Below are 21,548 nucleotides of genomic sequence, written 5' to 3'. Positions count from 1 at the left end.
AATTGAAATGGCTAAGGGGCAATCTTTACAAGACCCATTTTTAAACGCTTTGCGTCGTGAACGTGTACCAGTCTCTATCTATTTAGTGAATGGTATTAAACTACAAGGTCAAGTTGAGTCATTCGACCAATTCGTTATCTTGTTAAAAAATACAGTAAGCCAAATGGTTTACAAGCACGCTATTTCAACTGTTGTACCAGCACGCCCATTTAATGTGGCTGCACAAGGTACTCAGAGCTATACCCCAAATGATGAAGCACCTGCATCAGAATAATATTTAAGGAGTTTACTACTTGTTTGATCGCTATGAAGCGGGTGAAACCGCAGTACTTGTTCACATTGACTTTTCTGACGACGAGCGTAGAGAAGACATTACAGAGTTACAATTATTAGTCGAATCAGCAGGAGTACGCTCTGTTGGTGTTATTACTGGAAGTCGGCGTTCACCAGATCGAAAGTTTTTTGTTGGGTCAGGGAAAGTAGAAGAGCTTGCAGCTATGGTTGCAGCTACAGAAGCTAAAGTGGTGATTTTTAATCACGCACTGAGTCCAGCTCAGGAAAGAAATTTAGAACAGATCTGTCAATGCCGAGTGTTAGACAGAACAACGCTGATTTTAGATATTTTTGCTCAAAGAGCGAGAACACACGAAGGTAAGTTGCAAGTGGAGCTAGCGCAATTGCGCCACATGTCGACGCGCCTTATTCGTGGTTGGACTCACTTGGAGAGACAAAAAGGTGGTATTGGTATGCGTGGCCCGGGTGAAACCCAGCTCGAAACCGATAGACGTTTACTTCGTGGACGGATTAAAAGTATTAATCGCCGACTTGATAAAGTAGACAAACAACGTGAACAAAGTCGACGTTCACGAAAGCGCAGTGACTTATCCACTGTGTCATTGGTGGGTTACACCAATGCGGGAAAATCGACCTTGTTTAATGCGTTAACCGCCTCAGAAGTTTATGCCGCAGATCAATTGTTCGCCACACTTGATCCTACTCTGCGTAAATTGAATTTACCTGACGGAGCAGTTATTTTAGCTGATACAGTTGGGTTTATTCGTCATTTACCTCACGACTTAGTCGCAGCATTTAAAGCAACCTTGCAAGAAACACGTCAAGCTGATCTGTTATTGCATATTGTTGATTGTGCTGATGAGAATATGACGGAGAATTTTGATCAAGTTCAAAATGTGCTTGAAGAAATTGAAGCAGATACTATTCCACAATTGGTCGTTTGTAATAAAATCGACTTATTGGAAGATTTTGTGCCTCGCATCGATTACGACGATGAAGGTAAGCCAGAGCGAGTCTGGGTATCTGCACAAAAACAAATTGGATTTGAATTGCTCTTGCAGGCTATCAACGAGTTAATCGGTGAAGTCATTATAGAGCAGACATTGAAAATTCCAGCTACGGCTGGACATTATCTTGGCCAGTTTTATCGACTGGACGCGATACAGCAGAAAGAGTACGACGATCTGGGGAACTGTATTTTGTCTGTTCGTTTATCGGATGCCAATTGGCGCCGATTAACAAAACAGAGTCAAGGCGAATTAGAGACGTTTATATTTGAGGATTCTTCTGAAGAATCAGACGTAGACGTTATTTGCTAATATCATTTATTTCATCCACTTATGGAGTGCTAAATGGCTTGGAATGAGCCCGGTAACAAGGGAAAAGACCCTTGGGGAAACAAAAACAGTAACGACAAAGGCCCACCAGATCTAGACGAAGTATTTCGTAACCTTTCAAAGCGCTTCGGCGGTGGTAAAGGTGGTTCAGGTGGATCTTCTAGCCCTTCTTTTAACCCAATGAGCCTTATTGTAGTTTTGGTGATTGGTTTAATTATTTGGGGTGGTTCAGGCTTTTATACCATTAAAGAGGCAGAGCGAGGCGTAACCTTACGTTTTGGTCAGCATTCTGGTGAAGTTGGTCCTGGTTTACATTGGAAAGCAACTTTTATTGATGAAGTGTTTCCGGTAAACATTAAAGCAGTGCGCTCTATTCCTGCATCAGGCAGCATGTTAACGGCTGATGAAAACTTAGTGAAAGTGGAACTTGATGTTCAGTATCGAGTGGATGATGCTTATTCTTACTTGTTTAGTGCAGTTGATGCAAATGAGAGTTTGAGTGAAGCAACAGACAGTGCGCTTCGTTATGTGATTGGGCATAACACTATGGATGACATTTTGACTACTGGTCGTGATGCTATTCGTCGTGATACTTGGGCTGAACTTGAGCGTATTCTTGAGCCGTATAAGCTTGGTTTATCAATTCAAGATGTCAACTTCTTACCAGCGCGTCCGCCTGAAGAAGTGAAAGATGCATTTGATGATGCTATTTCTGCACAAGAAGATGAACAGCGTTTCATTCGCGAAGCAGAAGCTTATGCGCGTGAAATTGAGCCTAAAGCACGTGGTCAGGTTGAGCGTATGGCGCAACAGGCTAGCGCGTATAAGCAACGTGAAGTCTTAGAAGCTCAAGGTAAGGTTGCTCGTTTCGAAAAACTTTTGCCTGAGTATCAAATGGCACCAGAAGTGACCCGTAAACGTTTATACCTTAATGCGATGCAAGAGGTCATGGCAGATACTAACAAGGTACTAATTGATACTAAAAACAATGGTAATTTAATGTATTTACCATTAGACAAAATGATGGGTAATCAAGCTAAAACTATGCCTGCAGAGCCAGTTGTTGAAACGCATGTGAACACGCCTTCAAATAATTCGCTTACGTCTTCTATGCCAGTTGATGGACGTCAGACTCGTGAGTCTCGTTCACGCCAAGGGAGGGACTAACTCATGGGTAGAATAGGACTGATTGTTCTGGTAATCATTTTAGGTGTTGGTTTTTCATCTGTTATGGTCGTTAACGAAGGTGAACGTGCTATCGTTTCTCGCTTTGGTGAGATCTTAAAAGATAACGTTGAAGGTCAACCTGTCACGCGTGTATTTGCACCAGGTTTACACTTTAAAATTCCAGCAATAGATAAAGTAAAATATCTAGATGCGCGAATTCAGACCTTAGATGGCGCTGCAGATCGTTTTGTTACTTCAGAGAAAAAAGACCTTATGGTTGACTCTTATGTTAAGTGGCGTATTAGCGATTTTGAAAAGTTTTACCTGTCCACTGGTGGCGGTAATGTTGCAACAGCTGAAAGCCTGTTACAGCGTAAAATCAACAATGACTTACGCACAGAGTTTGGTCGTCGTACTATTAAAGAAATTGTTTCAGGTGAACGTGATGAGTTGCAGATTAATGCACTTGAAAACGCATCTGAAAGCTCACAAGATCTTGGTATCGATGTGGTTGATGTGCGCGTTAAGCAAATCAACTTACCTGCCAACGTAAGTAGCAGTATCTTCCAGCGTATGCGTGCTGAACGTCAAGCTGTAGCAAAAGAGCATCGTGCACAGGGTAAAGAGCAATCTGAAATCATCCGTGCAACTATTGATGCTAACGTGACAGTTAAAGTGGCTGAAGCAGAACGTAAAGCATTAACGGTTCGTGGTGAAGGTGATGCATTATCTGCGAAGATTTATGCTGATGCTTATAACAAAGATGCTGAGTTTTATGGTTTCTTAAGAAGTCTTGAAGCTTACAAGGCGAGTTTCGCTGGCAATAGTGATGTTATGGTTTTAGAACCTGACAGTGATTTCTTCAAATACATGAAATCTATCGATGGTAAATAAGCCAACATTTCATTAATTGAAATTTAGCGTTAATTAAAAACCCGGTTTATACCGGGTTTTTTGCGTTTTGAGATTGTGCAGCGAAATAAATTGAATTTCTGCCAGTTGATACCATTAATCAGCTGTGACTAATTTAGATAGCGTATGTTTCATTAAATATTGTTTATTTACAGCAATTTAACTATTTTGTTTGTTCTTATCTTCATAACAACTGAACAAATCGGTAGCTTATTTTTTGCTCATCGCAAAAAAAACACGCAAATCCCGTAACTTAGTTGTGTGAATTACTATGATCTGGTTCTAATTTTTCGCTATAATGAGCCCCGCCTCAAAGTATAGATTTAGCCGTTAGTGATTCTAATGTTGCTAAGTTATTAAAATATAAGAATTCCAACACCCTCTGGGAGATAAGTGGATGAGCAAAGCGCCAGTCGATACCGGACGCCGCAGATTCCTGACAGCCGCAACCGCCGTAGTTGGTGGAGCTGGTGCCGTCGCTGTAGCGGTGCCTTTTATTAAGTCATGGAATCCGAGCGCTAAAGCGAAAGCTGCAGGTGCACCGGTAGAAGTTAACATTAGTAAAGTAGAACCAGGTCAATTAATTCGAGTTGAATGGCGTGGTAAACCTGTATGGGTTGTTCGTCGTACCGAAACCATTTTAAATGAGTTAAGTTCATTAGATGGTCAATTACGCGATCCTGCTTCAGAAGAATTACAACAGCCCGCGTATGCAGCTAATCCTGCACGTTCAATTAAGCCTGAGTTCTTTATTGCTGTCGGGATTTGTACACATTTAGGTTGTTCACCAACTTATTTACCAGATAGCTTTGGTGAGCAAGTAGAAGGTGTATCTGCTGGTTTCTTCTGTCCATGTCATGGCTCTAAGTTTGATATGGCTGGACGTGTATTCCAGGGCGTACCAGCACCATTGAACCTAGTTGTACCTCCGCATCAATATGTCGATGATGGAACTGTACTCATTGGTGTCGACACAGGAGCTGCATAATGGTTAAGAATATCGTTGATTGGATTGATGCTCGCATCCCAATGACGGCGACCTATAATCGCCATGTTGGTCAATATCCAACACCAAAGAACTTTAACTTTTGGTATTTCTTTGGTTCATTAGCATTACTTGTTTTAGTTAACCAGCTATTAACGGGCATTTGGTTAACCATGAACTACGTACCAACAGCTGAAGGCGCTTTTGCTTCAGTTGAATACATCATGCGTGATGTAGAGTACGGCTGGTTACTTCGTTATATGCACTCCACGGGCGCATCGGCATTCTTCGTGGTGGTTTATCTGCATATGTTCCGTGGCTTAATCTACGGTTCTTATCAAAAACCTAGAGAGCTACTTTGGTTATTTGGTATGTTGATTTTCCTCGTGCTAATGGCTGAAGCCTTCATGGGTTACTTGCTACCTTGGGGACAAATGTCTTACTGGGGTGCACAGGTTATTATCTCATTATTTGGTGCGATTCCATTTATTGGTGATGACCTCACATTGTGGATCCGTGGTGACTATGTTGTTTCTGGTGCGACACTAAACCGTTTCTTTGCATTACATGTTATTGCACTGCCTCTAGTTTTAGTTGTATTAGTTTTCCTTCACTTGATTGCTTTACACGAAGTAGGCTCAAACAACCCTGACGGTGTCGAAGTTAAAAAGAATAAAGATGAAAATGGCTGGCCAGTTGATGCTATCCCTTTCCACCCTTATTACACAGTAAAAGATATCATGGGCGTCGCCGGTTTCTTAATCGTCTTCTGTTACGTGTTGTTCTTTATGCCTGAAGGTGGCGGTTACTTCCTTGAAAAGCCAAACTTTGAAGCGGCTAACCCAATGAAAACCCCTGAGCATATCGCTCCAGTATGGTATTTCACGCCATTCTATGCAATTTTGCGTGCTATTCCTGACAAGCTTTTAGGTGTTGTCGGTATGGGGCTCGCGATTGCGGTACTGTTCGTATTACCTTGGTTAGATCGCTGTAAAGTGAAGTCGATTCGTTATCGTGGACTTGTTCATAAGATTAACATTGCGCAGTTTACCGTTTCATTCTTGATCCTAGGTTATTTAGGTGCGGTTCCAGCTACGCCTACATTAACTATTGCAGCGCGTATCTTTACACTTACTTATTTTGCCTTCTTCGTGGCGCTGTGGGTTTACAGTAAAAACGAAAAGACAAAACCAGTTCCTACGAGGGTGACGCACTAATGAAAAAGCTATTAATCGCATTAGTTACATTGTTACCAACGCTAGCAATAGCGGCTGGTGGCAACAATGAATTTGTTAAGAGTCCTGATCCGGAAATCAACCTACATGACAATGAGTCATTAGAGCGTGGTTTAGACTTATTTCAACAATACTGTTCAGGTTGTCATAGTACCCAGTACCAACGCTATGGCCGTGTTGCTGAAGATTTAGGTATTTCAGTTGATGACATGCGTAACAAGTATATGTTCACCGATGCTAAAGTGGGTGAGCTAATGGAAAACTCTATCCCTGAAGCTGACGCAGCTAAGTGGTTTGGTGCAGCGCCACCAGACTTAACTTTAGTGGCTCGCGTGCGTGGTGCCGATTGGGTTTATTCATACCTTAAAGGCTTTTATAAAGATGAAAGTCGTCCATTTGGGGTAAACAATACTGTTTTCCCATTGGTGGGTATGCCCCATGTTCTTGAAGATTTACAAGGTATTTCTGTAAAACAAGAAGATGGAACGCTAGTTGCGACTGGTGGCTCTATGAACGCAGAAGAGTACGATCAAGCGGTGCGAGATATCACCGGTTTCCTTGTATATTCAGCCGATCCAGTGAAGCTTGAACGTGAAGCTTTAGGCTGGTGGGTACTCGGATTTCTATTCTTTTTCTTCATCATTGCCTATTTGTTGAAGAAAGAATACTGGAAAGATGTGCACTAGACACGAATAACGGGTAAAATACATTATTCGCATACTCTAAACGAGGGGCTTAGCCCCTCGTTTGTTTTGTTTTTCCGTTTCTGGAGGATATCAATGGCTGTAGCTGCCAACAAACGCTCTATCATGACACTGTTTTCAGGTGCCGATGATTTATATAGCCACCAAGTACGTATCGTACTGGCTGAGAAAGGGGTAACTGTTGATGTATTACAGGTAGACCCTAGCGAGAAGCCTCAGGAGTTACTTGACGTAAATCCTTACAACTCAGTTCCGACTTTAGTTGATCGTGAATTAGTATTGTATGAGTCTCGCATTATCATGGAATACCTGGATGAACGCTTTCCACATCCACCATTGATGCCAGTATATCCAGTTGCTCGCGGACAAAGTCGTCTAATGATGCACCGTATTGATACTGACTGGTATGAATTGGTTGCCCGTATTCGCCGTGGCGACAAAGCTGATGCTGCTCGTAAAGAGTTAACTGATAGCTTGGTTGCTTTAGCGCCAGTATTTGCTGAAATGCCATACTTTATGAGCGAAGAATTTGGTCTTTCTGATTGTTACTTAGGGCCGCTATTATGGCGTTTACCTGAACTAGGTATTAACCTTGATGCCCGTACTTCTAAAGATATCCATGCTTACATGACACGTATTTTTGAACGTGAATCATTTAAAGCATCGTTAACTGAGGTTGAGCGCGAAATGCGCATGGGCATGTAATGAAAGCAATTACCCCTAATCGTCCATATTTGTTGCGGGCTTACTATGAGTGGTTGATGGATAATCACTTTACCCCACATGTTGTCGTGGATGCATTTGTGAAAGGGACTCAAGTACCTCAAGAGTTTGTTAAAGACGGTCAAATCGTACTTAACATAGCTGGCGGTGCTGTGGGAAATTTGCAAATGACCAATGAATTTGTCGAGTTTAATGCTCGTTTTGGTGGTGTACCGCAGCAAGTCGTTTTACCGATGGCTGCTATCGTGGCAATTTATGCCCGTGAAAATGGTGCTGGTACCGTGTTTGATATGGAAGATGCTTATATGGCAGAAGATGAATCTGAAGATTTATCACCTGCTACAAGAGCATTTTCTACAGTAGAATCGACCGTAGATGCTACTGTTGACACTGCTGTATCAACTGAAGAAAAGCCAACTGGTGATTCTGAAAAAACTAAAGGACGTGCTCATTTAACGGTTGTTAAATAGTCGGCTCAAATCATAAAAAAACCAGTTATTAGTCCTAGATTAGTAACTGGTTTTTTATTGTCTGTTATTTACTGAGTGGCATAGTGTGCAGCTATTGAAGTCTCAGTAACATCTTAAACTTATCTTGCTAGTTTTACTTCCACTCCACTGAACTGTCCTAGTGCTTAAGCGCATGGGCTGCTAATCTTGTTAGTTTGAAAGCGACTTTTAAACAACGGTTTTCCAAATTATCATTTTCAATTTCTAGCTGGTATCGCGCCAAAATAGCCAGATAAGCACAGAGCTGCTCGCTATCCATGGCTAATGCTAATTGGGCGATTGGTTCGATAAAGGTTTGGTACTGATTTCGATAGCGAGCATTAGGAAATTGCTCACTAGGGTCCCAGTCTTGCCATAGGCAAAGATCCACTTGCTGTTGAAATTGGCATAAGGCTTCAGGGCTTATATCCACCTTAGGCAGTTGCTTTATCATCATCGCTAACAATGCTTCAACACCACTGGCAATCTGTTCTTCTGGGGTGGGTTGGTCAATAAAACAAAACTCGCCAAGGCTGAGTTGTGCATTATCAGATACGCAGGCGTCCTCAAGCTGTTTTTTGCGACCTTGATGCCAAGCAAAACTCACGAGTGGGTAGTTGGCAACCGCTGCGTTGTAATTAACACAAGCCAGGTATTCATTTTGAATATCTGGGAAACTGTCTAAGGGATAATGAGCCACTATTACCGGAACTGTTAACAGATAGTGAGGGTGTTGCTCGGTTAACTCAAATGTTGGGTAATTCAAAATAATATTTAGTGCATGATTGAGCGAGTGATCTTTATCAAACGCGCAGGGCCAATATTGCTGTGATAAAGCATGACTTGGCTCTATATACGGCGCTAACGCTGTGATTGTTTGTTGATCCCAACAAGCATGCACTGCGCGAATATGACCAAAATCCAAAAACAGTGGCAATGACATAAACCAATCTATCCATTGATAAATTGATTCGTCAGCGGGATCAAATAACGATAGGAAAAAGGGGCCTTGTTGGCTTAGGCTATCTGAATTGAGTGCTAGCTTGCTCGCGCTAACTAAAGGCTCGTCTGTGATCGGGTGGTGTTTACTCCAACCTATGGCGTTAAACTCATTTATGCCAAGCAAACAATAAGCATAACCTTCATCAACCAGCCGTTTTATAAAGTTGAGTAAGGCGATGTGCTCAATAGCGGCTGCATCGGTTTGAGCAGGCTGGTGTGACGCAATTAAGTTGCCACAAAAAACTAACTTAACAAATTGAATACTCGATTGTGGATCATCGATATCAAAATCAATTTCGGCTAATAAATCGGTTAACTTGTCTAAGCGACCATAAATATCACCAATAAAATAAAGACTGACATTTCCCACCTGTGTGACTCGTGTTCCTGAAACTTGTGTATTTAAAAATTGCATTCCCATAGTTTACCTTCCTAAGATGGCGGTAGGAGCCACTGATATAGAGCTATAGTATAACCTAGCAATTAAACGTTACAGTCAACAAAACCAGCGATAGGTCTAAACGCTTAAGCACTGAGCAAAGCTATGCTATTATCCGCCACCATTCAGGTATTTTAGCTTTCCTGATTAATTATTCTTATAAAGCAATCTTGTACTTAGGGTCCTTAATGCTGTTAATGATTGATAACTACGATTCGTTTACTTTTAACTTAGTGCAATATTTTCAGCAGCTAGGTTTTGAGATTATGGTAAAGCGTAATGACGAGATCAGCATTGCAGAAATCCAAGCCTTAAATCCAACTCATTTGGTTATTTCTCCAGGCCCTTGCTCGCCTAATGAAGCGGGGATCTCATTACAAGCAATCGAATACTTTGCCGGTAAACTGCCAATTTTAGGGGTATGTCTAGGTCATCAAGCCATTGCACAGGTGTTCGGCGCTAATGTTGTTCGTGCTAAAAGAGTGATGCATGGTAAAACCAGCAAGATAAATCACCATGAAGCTGGCTTGTTTAAACAGCTTAATCAGCCACTTACAGTTACCCGTTATCATTCTTTACTAGTTGAAAGTTTACCTGATGGTTTTCAACTTGATGCATGGTTTGATGATCCAATTCATGGCCGTGAGATCATGGCGATGCGCCATAATAGTTTGCCTATATTTGGGGTGCAATTTCATCCAGAAGCTATTTTGACCGAACAAGGTCTTGAGTTACTACAGAATTTTTTAAATTATTAACTTGCTCATTTGGGGCCAATGAGTCGCATTTGGATCCCTTTATCATCTTCTAAACGGCTAACCTTACTTTCCTCTCCAATAATCAATAATTTCCGTTACAACTTTGACCAAAAAAGCTCACAAGTTTACTCCTTTTTTATGATATAAAAGAGCAATAATAAAAGCACTTGCCAAACAGTGGTTAACGTTTAGGCGAGAATATACCAAACATCTTTGATGACAAAGGATTCAATATGACAAGGCTACTGCGCAATACTGCGCTTAGTGCGCTTTCTTTAGCGATCATTTCTGGTTGCAGCGCGACCGCAACTAGCAATAACACCCCAAGCATTTCTAACGCAGCTTCAAGTTACACAGTGCCGCTTGCGACACCTCCTCAAGTTGAACAGCCTTTAACCTTAAATCAGATCATGGCCAACCCTGATTGGATGGGTGTGTTAGCTAAAAATGCTTATTGGGGCGATGATAGTCAGTCAATTTATTTTAATCGACAAGCACATCAGGCGCCAATTGCTGAGGTTTATCAGCAAGGCGTGAGTCAAACTCAGGCAAGTCTTATTAGCTTGAATCAGTTGCATTTAACTGATCAAAAGCACGGTGTGTTGAGTGCAGATAAATCGCAAAAAGCCTATATCTATCAGGGTAATATATTCGTTAAGCAATTAGCGTCAGGGGACGTAAAACAGCTTACCCGCGTGAATACTGCCATTGATGAGGTTAAGTTCCTTAGTAGCGGCGATTTGGCTTATTTTCAAGGTAATAGTGTCTTCAAGATACATCTGCAGACTGGGTTAACTGAGCAGCTAGCAGATGTGCAAATGGCCAATGCCCCTAAAGGGGTTAGCGATCCAGAATCTTACATTGCCAAACAACAGCATCGTTTGATTGCCTATGTTGCTTTGCAGCATAACAAGAGTAAAACCCGCGCTGAATATGCCGAGGAGTTAGCGGCGCAAGACCCGACTTTTGCGGCTAAAACTTGGTATTTAGGCGATGATGAAAAAGTCTCTGATATGAGTCTTTCCGCTGATGGCCGTTACTTAGTGGTTAACTTAGTTGATAAAGACTATAGCTGGCGCAGCGAGCACGACATCATGCCAAATTATCTAGGTAAAGATGGCTATGTTGATGCAGTACCTGCAAGGGCGCGTGTGGCTGAAGACAGTTACCCAGGTGAACGATTGGTGGTCCTAGACTTGGTCGATCACGTTAAGAAAGATATCACTATTGAAGGTCTTGATGGTTACGATGCCGACGTGTTAGCCAGTGTAAAAGCTGAAAATGCCAAAGCCAAAGGCGAGCGTTATAGCAGCGAAAAATCGCCACGGGTATTGCAACTGATGCAAGATTGGACTTGGAGTCAAAGTCCGATGCAGTGGCATGAATCTGAAAATAAATTGCTGGTTATGATTGAAGCGGTTGATAATAAAGATCGCTGGATCGCCAGTGTCAACCTTGAAACCGGCAAGCTAAAAACAGAGCACCGTTTACATGATGATGCTTGGGTTAACTACACCTTTAATCAATTTGGTTGGGTGGGAACATCTGAGTCATTCTATTACTTATCTGAAGAGTCTGGTTATTCACAGCTTTATGTTAAAGGTGAAAATGGCAAGACCAGCGCACTTACCAATGGCGAATATGTGGTTGATCAAGTGACCTTATCACCCGATGCGACGCATCTTTATTATCGTGCTAACAAAGACCACCCTGGAACTTATAATGTTTATCGGGTTGAGATTGCTAGCGGTAAAACTGAGCAGCTGACCCAGTGGACAGGTACCCTTGATTATGAGTTAAGCCCTAATGGTCAATCGTTGCTATTAACGGCATCAACAGCCACCCAACCTAATGAGCTGTATGTGCAGCCAATTGGCGGCGAGCTTAAGCAGTTAACTCATTACACCAGTAAAGCGTTTGCAGATTATGCATGGCAAGCCCCTCAAGTAGTTAAAGTACCATCAACTCATGGCGCTAAAGATATATATGCCAGAGTCTATTTACCTCAGGGTTATGATGCGAATAATGCTGAAAAATATCCTGCAGTAATTTTTAACCATGGTGCGGGTTACCTGCAAAATGCCCATAATGGTTTTTCTGGCTATTTCAGAGAGTTCATGTTCCATAACTTATTAACACAACAGGGTTATGTCGTCATGGATATGGATTACCGTGGTTCTAAAGGTTATGGCCGCGATTGGCGCACCGCTGTGTATCGCAATATGGGTCATCCTGAAGTTGAAGATTTAAAAGACGGCGTTAGCTGGATGGCGGCTAACAGTCATGTTGACGGCGCTAAAGTAGGTACCTATGGCGGCTCTTATGGCGGCTTCTTAACGTTCATGGCGTTATTTAATGAGCCTGAGTTATTCCAAGCGGGCGCAGCACTTCGTCCGGTCACCGATTGGGCGCATTATAATGCGCCATATACCTCTAACATCTTAAATACCCCAGATGTTGACCCCATTGCCTATGAAAAGAGTTCACCAATTGAACACGCACAGGGTTTACAAAAACCATTGCTGATCATGAGCGGTGTGCTCGATGACAATGTGTTCTTCCAAGATAGTGTGCGCTTAGTACAACGCTTGATTGAGTTAGAAAAGCCGATGTTTGAAACCGCGATTTACCCTGTTGAGCCACATGGCTTTAGACAGGCATCAAGCTGGTTAGATGAATATCGTCGTATCTACAAATTGTTTGAGCAAGAGCTAAAGTAATGATGCGTTTTACTTAAGCTGATTTAAACCATAAGGCTTCCATTTGGAGGCCTTATTTGTAACGATAAGCAGCAGTTGAAATATAATTTTCATATAACTAACACAGAATTAAAGGCAGTTTATTTGTGGCAGTGTCGGTAGCAGGTGGCGTAAGGCCAGGAAAAGTCATTGAAGTTGAGCGCAGGCTGTATAAGCAACTGATTATGGGTAAGGAAAAGTTACCCTCGCAGCTTGATGACTTAGATAAGCAGTTAGAAGATGACGCCAATAAACTTGAAGTTGAACGTTTAGCCATTAAAGCACGTTTAGAAGAGCAAGCGCGGGCTCAGTTGGTGTTACAGCGCATATCAGAGCAATTGACTAACACTGTCATAAGCTCCCTTGAGCATCAGCTCAATTCACCTCAGCAGATGTTAGCGCAATCGGGTTTAAAAGAGTCCCATATTTTATTATTGGATTTACTGCTTAACAAAGAACCTGATCTGCGCCGAGTGCGATCGCTTGTTGAAAATATCAGCTGGCTATCGACCGATCTTATCAATTTAATCAATAGCCCAGCCTCGAGTCACCGCAGACCGCAGCGATCAGAAGTCAAAGTAACCGACATTAAGTTAGTGCTTAATTATATTGGCATTGAAAATTTGCAAGCTGTGATCCCTTACTTTTGTTTACGGCATTGGCTGCCATCGGGCAATACTAACCTGATTTGGGCTAGTCGTAAGTTATGGCGTTACAGCATGATCACCGCCATAGCGGCCAAAGCATTGGCAGCGCTGCATCAAAAGGATGTGGCATTGGTTTATAGCGCAGCTTTGATGAAGCAATTAGGCGCAGCGACTATATTAAATGCCAGCGCCAGACAATTTGAAAACACATGGGGAACCTGGCTACGTGAGACCAGCGCCAAAGGGGATAAAACCTTATACGATGCGGTAATGGCCTCAGCATTTCCAGCTGAGGAAGTGTTTGAGCAAGTGATGTCCTATGGTGAGCAGCTTAATTGGCAATTATTGGACTTAATGGATTTTAACCAGAGCCAGCTAACCCAAGTGCTAAAAGAGCTCGATTTAAATTATCACTTTAGCGAGTTTTCCACAGAAAGCGCTATCGTTGCCAAAGCCAGTTGTTATGCCAAGGTATTAATATTAGAGCAATCGCGTTTAATTGAGCCGCAAGAGAAGCGAGTGTTATTTGATTATTATGAATTTACCGAGCAAGAGCTGATCCGTTTAAAATCGCAAAATTACCGCAAGCTTAATTTAGTTTAAAGTCAGGCTTTATCCCCCTTAAGTATGACTAAATCTTGTTTAGTTATGCATTTATGATGAATAGCTAGCTTATTTGAGGCCAAATAACTTTTTTTATGACTATTTATGCTAAAAATAAGCTGTAATAGCACTTTGTATGTGAAGTTTGTTAACTCTTTATGCATTATTCATTTAAGTTATGAATAGTTAACCGCTAAAAACTGGTATTTTGATCACGTTTTAGCTAATAATGACCTGCAAGCTATACAAACATCCGCAGTCAACTTAAACCAAAATCAATACAGCAAGCGGAATAGAGTGACTTAAGTGTCGCTAATAACTTTAAGGAACGAAAAGCAATGAGCGTTGAAATGAACTTAACACGTGCCCAATTTGATGAAGTCATGGTGCCTAACTATGCGCCAGCAGCCGTAATCCCAGTTCGCGGAGAAGGCAGTCGAGTTTGGGATCAACAAGGTAATGAGTTTATTGACTTTGCTGGTGGTATTGCAGTGAATTGTTTAGGTCATTGTCACCCAGCACTTGTTGGCGCCCTAAAAGAACAAGGTGAAAAGCTGTGGCATTTATCAAACGTAATGACCAATGAGCCAGCATTAGAGCTGGCGACGAAACTGGTTAACGCCACGTTTGCTGAGCGTGTTTACTTTGCTAACTCAGGTGCTGAAGCCAATGAAGCTGCACTAAAACTTGCCCGTCGTTACGCATTAGATAATCACGGCCCACAAAAAGATCAAATCATCGCCTTTGATAAAGCATTCCATGGTCGTACCTTCTTTACTGTTACTGTGGGTGGTCAAGCGGCTTACTCTGATGGTTTCGGGCCTAAACCACAAAGCGTTACTCATGTACCATTTAATGATATTGCCGCTCTAGAAGCGGTAATTTCTGATAACACTTGTGCCATCATGCTTGAACCACTTCAAGGTGAAGGCGGTATTATCAATGGTGACCCAGAATTCTTAAAAGCTGTGCGCGCACTTGCTGATAAGCATGACGCATTAGTTATTTTTGATGAAGTGCAAACAGGTGTTGGCCGTACCGGTGAGTTATTTGCCTACATGGGCACCGATATTGTGCCTGATATTTTAACCAGCGCCAAAGCCCTAGGCGGCGGTTTCCCAATTGCTGCAATGCTAACCACTGCTAAAATTGCCGCACATCTTAAAATTGGTACTCATGGTTCGACTTATGGCGGCAACCCATTAGCGTGCGCTATTGGTAATGCTGTTATGGATGTGGTGAATACGCCTGAAGTACTGAATGGTGTTAAGCATCGCGAACAGTTATTCCGTGATGGTTTAGCGGCAATCAATGCCAAATATAATGTGTTCTCAGAAGTGCGTGGTAAAGGCATGTTATTAGGCGCAGTACTTAACGAGCAATATGCAGGCCGTAGCCGTGACTTCTTAGTTGCATCGGTTGCAGAAGGCTTAATGAGCTTGATTGCTGGCGCTAACGTCGTGCGTTTTGCTCCATCTCTTGTTATCCCAGAAGCTGATATCGCTGAAGGTTTAGCACGTTTCGAACGTGCTGTAGCTAAAGTGGTTGCAGGTTAATAGATAAGTAAAGCGTAAGGGTAAAACCTTGCGCTTTTTTATTGGGTTATCGGTAATGAAAAGTCTGTTTGTTGGTGACTTTTTATTACTGGATTATCAAGGAGAGTCAGATGCTAATCATACGACCGATTCGTGGCAGTGATTACGAAGCACTTTACAAGGTCGCCGTTGAATCGGGTCATGGGTTCACTTCCCTGCCAGTCAACGAAGAGCTATTACGCTCTAAAATCGCTAGAGCTGAAGCTTCTTTTTCCAAGCAAGTTGAGAAACCTTTCGATGAAGGTTATTTGATGGTGCTTGAAGATTTAAAAACCAATCAAGTTGTCGGTACCTGCGGTATTGAAGCCGCTGTCGGGATGGAAGATGCCTTTTATCATTACCGTTTAGGCACTGAAGTCTATCATTCTAAACAAATCTCAGTTCGTAACGAAGTGGAAACACTGACGCTTTGCCATGACTACACTGGCGCTGCAGAGTTATGTACGCTGTTTTTAAATAAAGAATATCGCAGAGGCTATAACGGCCGCATGCTTTCTCGCTCGCGTTTTTTATTCCTCGCTCAACATGAGCAACGTTTTGGCAGCACTGTAATTGCTGAAATGCGCGGCGTAAGCGATGAAAAGGGTGATTCACCTTTTTATGAGTGGTTACAAGATCATTTCTTAGGCATTGATTTTGTCGAAGCCGATTATTTATCGGGGTTAGGTAAAAAGGCCTTTATGGCTGAAATGATGCCAAGAAGCCCGATACATGTATGCCTATTGCCAAAAAAAGCACAAAAAGTGATTGGCGAGGTGCATAGAAATACTAAACCTGCGCTGAAGTTATTGCAGGCTGAAGGCTTTAAATTTAGAAATTACGTCGATATTTTCGATGGTGGTCCAACAGTGGAGTGTGCGCTAAGCGACATCCGCGCCGTGAGTCAAAGCCGTCTACTCACGGTCACTATTGGAAAGATGCCTCATGCCGATCATCAATATCTTGTCGCCAATACCTTGTTAGCGGATTACCGCGCAACAGCGGCAAGAATTTTAGTTTCACAAGAGCATGATAACGTCACCTTAAGCCCACAATTAGCTGAAGCGCTAATGGTTGAGCAAGGCCAGCAAATTCGCGTATTAGAACTGTAGGAAACAGCAAATGACACAATTTATCAAAGGCCAATGGTCTAATGGCGAAGGTCATGAAATTACATCACTCAACCCAGCAAATGGTGAGGTGATCTGGAGCGGTAAAACGGCGACAGAAGCCCAAGTTAATAGCGCCATTGATGCCGCAAGAAGTGCGCAGTTTGACTGGTTTATGCTTGGCTATGAGGCGCGTTTAGCCATTGTTGAAGCGTACCGCAGCGAACTTGAAGCGCACAAAGCTGAGCTTGCTGAAGTGATAGCCCAAGAAACCGGTAAACCTCAGTGGGAAACCGCCACAGAAGTGGGCGCTATGATAGGCAAAATTGGCTTATCAGCTGCAGCGCATGATAAGCGTACTGGTACAGAAACTAATGACATTCCTGCAGGTCGCGCCGTTTTACGTCATAAGCCGCACGGCGTTGTTGCGGTATTTGGCCCTTATAATTTCCCTGGTCATTTACCCAATGGTCATATTGTTCCAGCCTTACTTGCGGGTAACACCGTGGTGTTTAAGCCATCAGAGCTAACTCCGAAAGTCGCTGAAGAAATGCTAAAACTTTGGGACAAAGCAGGTTTGCCACAAGGTGTGATTAACTTGGTTCAAGGCGAGCTTGAAACCGGTAAAGCATTGGCCTCGCACCCGCAAATTGATGGACTATTCTTTACCGGTAGTTCTCGTACTGGTCACTTGTTGCATCAGCAATATGCAGGGCATCCTGGCAAAATTTTAGCCCTTGAAATGGGGGGTAATAATCCATTAATTATCAAAGACGTCACTGACACTAAAGCGGCCGTTCACGATATTATTCAATCAGCTTATATCTCATCTGGTCAACGTTGTACTTGTGCACGTCGTTTGTACATCCAGCAAGGCGCTGCAGGTGATGCGTTAATTGCTGAGCTTATTACCGCGATTAAGCAAATTAAAGTGGCTAGCTGGAATGCACAGCCGCAGCCATTTATGGGTTCGATGATTTCTGCAGCCGCAGCTAAAGGCATGGTTGCCGCGCAGGCTAACTTGTTGGCATTAGGTGCGACATCGCTTATTGAGCTTACTCACGTTGAAGCGGGGACTGGTCTAGTGTCTCCTGGGTTAATTGATGTGACAGCAATTGCAGAGCTGCCTGATGAAGAATACTTTGGTCCATTGCTGCAATTAGTTAGATACCAAGCCTTTGATGATGCCATTGAGATGGCAAACAACACGCGTTATGGACTTTCTGCTGGTTTGTTGGCGGATAGCCGCGAAGATTACGATTACTTCTTAGCCCGTATTCGTGCAGGTATCGTTAACTGGAATAAGCAAATCACTGGTGCATCTGGCGCAGCACCATTTGGTGGTGTTGGTGCATCAGGTAATCATCGTGCAAGTGCATTTTATGCTGCAGATTACTGTGCTTACCCTGTGGCTTCTGTGGAAGCGGATAGTGTTAGCTTGCCTGCGACATTAAGCCCTGGTTTATCTATCTAGTGATCTAGATTGCAATGAAGGCAATGACTTTTGGGTCATTGCCTTTTTTTAAAGAAGGATTTTATTATGCATACCGACGTTAACACTTTATTCGCCGCTTTATGGCAAGACTACATCAATATGACGCCCTCGGCGGCAAACATTCAGCAACTGTTAGGGCAGGGAAAACCGATCATTAACGATCATATTGCCCTGCGTACCTTTAATATTGAAAAAGTTAACCTTGCTGTATTGGCGGCTCATTTTGAGTCGCTTGGTTATGTTGCCAGTGGTGATTATCATTTTGAGCAGAAAAAGTTGGTTGCCAAGCATTTCGAGCATCCCGATCCGCATCAGCCTAAGGTGTTTATCTCTGAGCTGTTAGTGGAAGAATTTAGCCCTGAAGTGCAAAGCATTATCCATGGTTTAGTTGATCAAGTGGATGCTGCGGCGACAACTGCGGATAATTTTTTATATTCAGGCTGTCATTGGCGTGTCGATATCGCCACTTACAAAACCTTATTGGCAGAAAGCGAGTACGCAGCTTGGGTTGCGGCCATTGGTTATCGCGCTAACCATTTTACGGTTTCCATTAATGAGCTGCCTGATTTTGAAACCATTGAATCAGTCAATGAAACCCTAAAAGCTGCTGGCTTTACCTTAAACACCGCTGGTGGTGAGATTAAAGGTTCAGCTGAAGTGCTATTAGAGCAGTCATCAACGATGGCAGATCGCATGGCGGTCAGCTTTGCAGATGGCGAACTTGAAATTCCAACTTGTTTCTATGAGTTTGCCCGTCGTTATCCGATGGCTGACGGTGACCTGTATACTGGTTTTGTCGCCGCGTCTGCTGACAAAATCTTTGAAAGTACTAATGCTGTCAAATAATGCTGCTAGCTAAGTCGGTAGAATTGCGTTAATTTTACCGCTAATGAAAATGCCAAGTAAGTCAGTTTATCTGGCATTTTTCATTGTTAAGTTGCAAGGTTTTAGTACGCCATTAAGGGATTATGTTACGGCGCTACCATCTGGGGTGGTATTGGCAAATATAATGCAAACATGTAAGCCTTTTAACACATCACCACGCTCGAACTTGAGTTGATAACCATATTGCTCAACAATTTCTTTTACAATGGATAACCCCAGCCCATGGCCTAACACGGCTTCATCTAAACGTTTACCGCGATTGGTCAGTTGGCTGATTTGATCGTCATTGACGCCGGGGCCATCATCTTCGATACACAGGGTTAATGTTTGTTGCTGCTGAGATACCGTCAAATTGACCGCTGAATTTGCCCACTTGTAAGCGTTATCTAATAAATTACCAAACAGCTCCATACCATCTTCACGGTGTATCGGCAGGCGACTTATGTCATCGCTGACATCAATGCTGCAATGAATGTTTTTATGGTGATGTACTTTATCTAGAGTGCTAATGAGCGCCTCAAAATCACGTGGCACCACCATTTGCGCTGCTGGCAGCATATCACCAGTAATTCTAGCTGCAGTGAGCTTACGTTCGATCATGTTGCGGATCAGGTCTAATTGCTGCTGCATGGCTTCAGCCGCTTGCGGGTTTGATAAACCCAATACTTCAACTTGTTGCTGCATCACGGCTAATGGGGTTTTTAGGCCGTGGCTTAAATTACCTAAATTATTTCTACTGCGCTCAATTTGATTAGCGGTGTAATCTAATAATTCGTTATAGGTTTCAGCTAAAGGTTTTATTTCAACTGGAATCTTGGTGACTTCTAGGGCATCGATTTCACCTTGGCGTAATTTGGCCAGTGAATCTTGAATGTGTTTAACTGGCTTAAATGATTGGCGTAGAATGATAAAAATACCGCCAATCATTGCCAGTAGCATGGCGATATTAATCGCCAACTTAGTGCCAAACACTTCACTAAAGACCCGCCGGCCAATACTTAAGTCTTGAGCAACCGTAAGGGTGGCAACTTTATCGCCATTGATTGAGCCTATACCAATCGATAATAACTGCATGTCATTATTTTTTGGCCCTTTGGCTTGCCATACCCGGGTTTGATCATGCTGCAATAATTCGATATCTAATTGCACATCCCATAGAGAACGGGAGCGGATCACTTGATCATCGGAGTTAAATTGAAAGTATCGACCTGAATAGGCGGGTTTGTAAAAGCTGGAGAGTTGGTTTTGGTCGATGATAATTTCACCAGCATTGATATGGCTGGCGATAATGATGTGTTCTAAATCTTCTTCGAGACGATTGATGATAGAGTCATGAAACGCTTGTCTTAACATGGACTCAAATAATATGAGTCCGATGACGGTGGCAATAATGATTAAACCGCTAAGCCATAAACTTAGCTTACTGCGGATTGATATCATTCAACAATGCCGTGAAAAATATACCCTTGGCCACGGCGGGTTTCAATGGCGGTTTTACCAAGTTTTTTACGTAAATGGGTAACGTATACTTCAACCACATTTGATTCTTTTTCATCGTCAAATTGATAAAGCTTATCGGTAAGTTGTGCTTTTGAGAGTAATTTCTTTGGCGACATTAAAAATATTTTTAATAGTCTAAATTCCATGGCGGTTAATTCGTAATGCTTGTCACCTATATGCACTCGTTGCTCTGACTCATCAAGGGTAATGCCACCATAACTCAACTGCTTTGATGAGGTATTAAGACGGCCATGGGCACGATGAATAAGTGCCTGAACTCGCGCTAACAGCTCTTGAGCATGAAAAGGCTTACCAAGGTAGTCATCAGCCCCCGCATTAAAGCCTTCGACCTTCTCGTGCCACTGACTGCGCGCAGTAAGCATAATCACCGGCGTATCAATGCCTTTTTCACGCCAAGACTCGACGAGTGTTAAGCCATTACCGTCAGGCAAGCCAATATCCAAAATCACACAATCGTATTGAGTTTCTTTGATGAGGTAATCTGCTTCAACAGCTTTATCGGTTACATCAGTAACGTAGCCGGCTTGTTTTAGTTGTTTTTCAAGCTCAGCAACTAAGAGGGTGTTATCTTCAACGAGTAGCAGTTTCATTTATTTGGCATTCACTTGGTAGTTGGTCAATTGACTCTGGCATCCCATTTGTAGCATCGAGAAATAAATGGATGATATGCCCTTTTTTTATCTTTAACTGTAAATCATAACGCCATTTGTCATCCTCTTGATAGAGGCTGGCATCAATTAATTCACCCTGACAGTATTGTGCAAGTAAAGTGAGGGAATAATCAAGCGAACGAATGCTACCGGATGTAACTAAGCGTTGAACTTCATCATGTGGTAGCTCTGCAGTCATTGCTTGTGATGCTGGTGTTAGAGTCGATATAAGTAGACTGAGTAGTAATGCAGTCAGCAGCCTCATCAGACAGACTCCCATAA

At 42.6% G+C, this 21,548-nt stretch carries 20 protein-coding genes; 16 read left to right on the top strand and 4 right to left on the bottom strand.

Annotation, left to right across the window (positions count from 1 at the left end; genetic code table 11):
* Window positions 1-7: 7 nt before the first annotated feature.
* The 9 genes from hfq (at window position 8) to Q4546_RS11695 (ending at window position 7,827) form a co-directional block, all read left to right on the top strand.
* Complete coding sequence (gene hfq, locus Q4546_RS11735) at window positions 8-274, top strand: RNA chaperone Hfq (RefSeq protein WP_102439933.1); 267 nt, start codon at window positions 8-10, stop codon at window positions 272-274.
* 19 nt (window positions 275-293) lie between these two features.
* A complete protein-coding gene (gene hflX, locus Q4546_RS11730; protein WP_102520637.1) occupies window positions 294-1,613 on the top strand; it encodes a ribosome rescue GTPase HflX in 1,320 nt (439 codons plus the stop codon).
* Window positions 1,614-1,646: 33 nt separating this feature from the next.
* Window positions 1,647-2,798, top strand: a complete 1,152-nt coding sequence (gene hflK, locus Q4546_RS11725) for an FtsH protease activity modulator HflK (protein ID WP_102439931.1) — start codon at window positions 1,647-1,649, stop codon at window positions 2,796-2,798.
* A gap of 3 nt (window positions 2,799-2,801) precedes the next feature.
* Window positions 2,802-3,692, top strand: a complete 891-nt coding sequence (hflC, locus tag Q4546_RS11720) for a protease modulator HflC (protein WP_102439930.1) — start codon at window positions 2,802-2,804, stop codon at window positions 3,690-3,692.
* Between the two features lie 415 nt (window positions 3,693-4,107).
* The gene (gene petA / locus Q4546_RS11715; protein ID WP_076539021.1) at window positions 4,108-4,698 is read left to right on the top strand and encodes a ubiquinol-cytochrome c reductase iron-sulfur subunit; all 591 of its coding nucleotides are present in this window, start codon (window positions 4,108-4,110) and stop codon (window positions 4,696-4,698) included.
* Window positions 4,698-5,912: a cytochrome bc complex cytochrome b subunit gene (locus Q4546_RS11710; RefSeq protein ID WP_102439929.1), complete on the top strand. Its 1,215-nt coding sequence runs from the start codon at window positions 4,698-4,700 to the stop codon at window positions 5,910-5,912. Before petA ends, Q4546_RS11710 begins: the two co-directional genes overlap by 1 nt.
* Window positions 5,912-6,616, top strand: a complete 705-nt coding sequence (locus tag Q4546_RS11705; RefSeq protein ID WP_102439928.1) for a cytochrome c1 — start codon at window positions 5,912-5,914, stop codon at window positions 6,614-6,616. Before Q4546_RS11710 ends, Q4546_RS11705 begins: the two co-directional genes overlap by 1 nt.
* 93 nt (window positions 6,617-6,709) lie before the next feature.
* The gene (gene sspA / locus Q4546_RS11700; protein WP_076539012.1) at window positions 6,710-7,339 is read left to right on the top strand and encodes a stringent starvation protein SspA; all 630 of its coding nucleotides are present in this window, start codon (window positions 6,710-6,712) and stop codon (window positions 7,337-7,339) included.
* A complete protein-coding gene (locus Q4546_RS11695) occupies window positions 7,339-7,827 on the top strand; it encodes a ClpXP protease specificity-enhancing factor (protein WP_102439927.1) in 489 nt (162 codons plus the stop codon). The genes sspA and Q4546_RS11695 overlap by 1 nt, the downstream gene beginning before the upstream one ends.
* A 157-nt stretch (window positions 7,828-7,984) precedes the next feature.
* Here the strand turns inward: Q4546_RS11695 and Q4546_RS11690 are convergent, their stop codons facing one another.
* A complete protein-coding gene (locus Q4546_RS11690) occupies window positions 7,985-9,268 on the bottom strand; it encodes a hypothetical protein (protein ID WP_303446310.1) in 1,284 nt (427 codons plus the stop codon).
* 206 nt (window positions 9,269-9,474) lie between these two features.
* On the opposite strand from Q4546_RS11690, the gene Q4546_RS11685 reads away from it, so the two are divergent.
* The 7 genes from Q4546_RS11685 (at window position 9,475) to Q4546_RS11655 (ending at window position 19,056) form a co-directional block, all read left to right on the top strand.
* Window positions 9,475-10,044, top strand: a complete 570-nt coding sequence (locus tag Q4546_RS11685; RefSeq protein ID WP_102475911.1) for an aminodeoxychorismate/anthranilate synthase component II — start codon at window positions 9,475-9,477, stop codon at window positions 10,042-10,044.
* Window positions 10,045-10,277: 233 nt separating this feature from the next.
* Window positions 10,278-12,764 (top strand): S9 family peptidase, encoded by a 2,487-nt coding sequence (locus Q4546_RS11680; RefSeq protein WP_303446309.1) that lies wholly within the window; start codon window positions 10,278-10,280, stop codon window positions 12,762-12,764.
* Window positions 12,765-12,889: 125 nt separating this feature from the next.
* Window positions 12,890-14,032, top strand: a complete 1,143-nt coding sequence (locus Q4546_RS11675) for an HDOD domain-containing protein (protein WP_102439923.1) — start codon at window positions 12,890-12,892, stop codon at window positions 14,030-14,032.
* Window positions 14,033-14,370: 338 nt separating this feature from the next.
* Window positions 14,371-15,588 (top strand): aspartate aminotransferase family protein, encoded by a 1,218-nt coding sequence (locus Q4546_RS11670; RefSeq protein WP_102439922.1) that lies wholly within the window; start codon window positions 14,371-14,373, stop codon window positions 15,586-15,588.
* A 110-nt stretch (window positions 15,589-15,698) separates the two neighbouring features.
* Window positions 15,699-16,718, top strand: coding sequence for an arginine N-succinyltransferase (gene astA, locus Q4546_RS11665; RefSeq protein ID WP_102439921.1), 1,020 nt, complete (start codon window positions 15,699-15,701; stop codon window positions 16,716-16,718).
* A 10-nt stretch (window positions 16,719-16,728) separates the two neighbouring features.
* Window positions 16,729-18,189, top strand: coding sequence for a succinylglutamate-semialdehyde dehydrogenase (gene astD / locus Q4546_RS11660; protein ID WP_102475913.1), 1,461 nt, complete (start codon window positions 16,729-16,731; stop codon window positions 18,187-18,189).
* A gap of 66 nt (window positions 18,190-18,255) precedes the next feature.
* Window positions 18,256-19,056, top strand: a complete 801-nt coding sequence (locus tag Q4546_RS11655) for a DUF1338 domain-containing protein (protein WP_303446308.1) — start codon at window positions 18,256-18,258, stop codon at window positions 19,054-19,056.
* A 120-nt stretch (window positions 19,057-19,176) separates the two neighbouring features.
* Here Q4546_RS11655 and Q4546_RS11650 read toward each other — a convergent pair whose 3' ends face one another.
* Genes Q4546_RS11650 through Q4546_RS11640 form a run of 3 tightly spaced genes read right to left on the bottom strand, consistent with a single transcriptional unit; the run spans window position 19,177 to window position 21,531 of the window.
* Window positions 19,177-20,535: an ATP-binding protein gene (locus Q4546_RS11650; RefSeq protein ID WP_102475915.1), complete on the bottom strand. Its 1,359-nt coding sequence runs from the start codon at window positions 20,533-20,535 to the stop codon at window positions 19,177-19,179.
* Window positions 20,532-21,206, bottom strand: coding sequence for a response regulator transcription factor (locus tag Q4546_RS11645; protein WP_102439917.1), 675 nt, complete (start codon window positions 21,204-21,206; stop codon window positions 20,532-20,534). The genes Q4546_RS11650 and Q4546_RS11645 overlap by 4 nt, the downstream gene beginning before the upstream one ends.
* Window positions 21,187-21,531 carry a PepSY domain-containing protein gene (locus Q4546_RS11640; protein WP_076538976.1) on the bottom strand — a complete coding sequence of 115 codons (345 nt, stop codon included), beginning with the start codon at window positions 21,529-21,531 and terminating at the stop codon, window positions 21,187-21,189. Before Q4546_RS11640 ends, Q4546_RS11645 begins: the two co-directional genes overlap by 20 nt.
* Window positions 21,532-21,548 lie beyond the last annotated feature (17 nt).

The organism is Shewanella sp. 4_MG-2023 (genome assembly GCF_030548015.1).
Taxonomy (GTDB): Bacteria; Pseudomonadota; Gammaproteobacteria; order Enterobacterales; family Shewanellaceae; genus Shewanella.
Note: the sequence above shows the minus strand (reverse complement) of the source record. Positions and strands in the feature narration are given on the sequence as shown.

What these genes read in the sequence shown, in the direction of transcription:
- hfq (WP_102439933.1), top strand. Translation starts at nt 8, where the DNA reads ATGGCTAAGGGGCAATCTTTACAAGACCCATTTTTAAACGCTTTGCGT.
- hflK (WP_102439931.1), top strand. Translation starts at nt 1,647, where the DNA reads ATGGCTTGGAATGAGCCCGGTAACAAGGGAAAAGACCCTTGGGGAAAC.
- hflC (WP_102439930.1), top strand. Translation starts at nt 2,802, where the DNA reads ATGGGTAGAATAGGACTGATTGTTCTGGTAATCATTTTAGGTGTTGGT.
- petA (WP_076539021.1), top strand. Translation starts at nt 4,108, where the DNA reads ATGAGCAAAGCGCCAGTCGATACCGGACGCCGCAGATTCCTGACAGCC.
- Q4546_RS11710 (WP_102439929.1), top strand. Translation starts at nt 4,698, where the DNA reads ATGGTTAAGAATATCGTTGATTGGATTGATGCTCGCATCCCAATGACG.
- Q4546_RS11705 (WP_102439928.1), top strand. Translation starts at nt 5,912, where the DNA reads ATGAAAAAGCTATTAATCGCATTAGTTACATTGTTACCAACGCTAGCA.
- sspA (WP_076539012.1), top strand. Translation starts at nt 6,710, where the DNA reads ATGGCTGTAGCTGCCAACAAACGCTCTATCATGACACTGTTTTCAGGT.
- Q4546_RS11695 (WP_102439927.1), top strand. Translation starts at nt 7,339, where the DNA reads ATGAAAGCAATTACCCCTAATCGTCCATATTTGTTGCGGGCTTACTAT.
- Q4546_RS11690 (WP_303446310.1), bottom strand. Translation starts at nt 9,268, where the DNA reads ATGGGAATGCAATTTTTAAATACACAAGTTTCAGGAACACGAGTCACA.
- Q4546_RS11685 (WP_102475911.1), top strand. Translation starts at nt 9,475, where the DNA reads ATGCTGTTAATGATTGATAACTACGATTCGTTTACTTTTAACTTAGTG.
- Q4546_RS11680 (WP_303446309.1), top strand. Translation starts at nt 10,278, where the DNA reads ATGACAAGGCTACTGCGCAATACTGCGCTTAGTGCGCTTTCTTTAGCG.
- Q4546_RS11670 (WP_102439922.1), top strand. Translation starts at nt 14,371, where the DNA reads ATGAGCGTTGAAATGAACTTAACACGTGCCCAATTTGATGAAGTCATG.
- astA (WP_102439921.1), top strand. Translation starts at nt 15,699, where the DNA reads ATGCTAATCATACGACCGATTCGTGGCAGTGATTACGAAGCACTTTAC.
- astD (WP_102475913.1), top strand. Translation starts at nt 16,729, where the DNA reads ATGACACAATTTATCAAAGGCCAATGGTCTAATGGCGAAGGTCATGAA.
- Q4546_RS11655 (WP_303446308.1), top strand. Translation starts at nt 18,256, where the DNA reads ATGCATACCGACGTTAACACTTTATTCGCCGCTTTATGGCAAGACTAC.
- Q4546_RS11650 (WP_102475915.1), bottom strand. Translation starts at nt 20,535, where the DNA reads ATGATATCAATCCGCAGTAAGCTAAGTTTATGGCTTAGCGGTTTAATC.
- Q4546_RS11645 (WP_102439917.1), bottom strand. Translation starts at nt 21,206, where the DNA reads ATGAAACTGCTACTCGTTGAAGATAACACCCTCTTAGTTGCTGAGCTT.
- Q4546_RS11640 (WP_076538976.1), bottom strand. Translation starts at nt 21,531, where the DNA reads ATGAGGCTGCTGACTGCATTACTACTCAGTCTACTTATATCGACTCTA.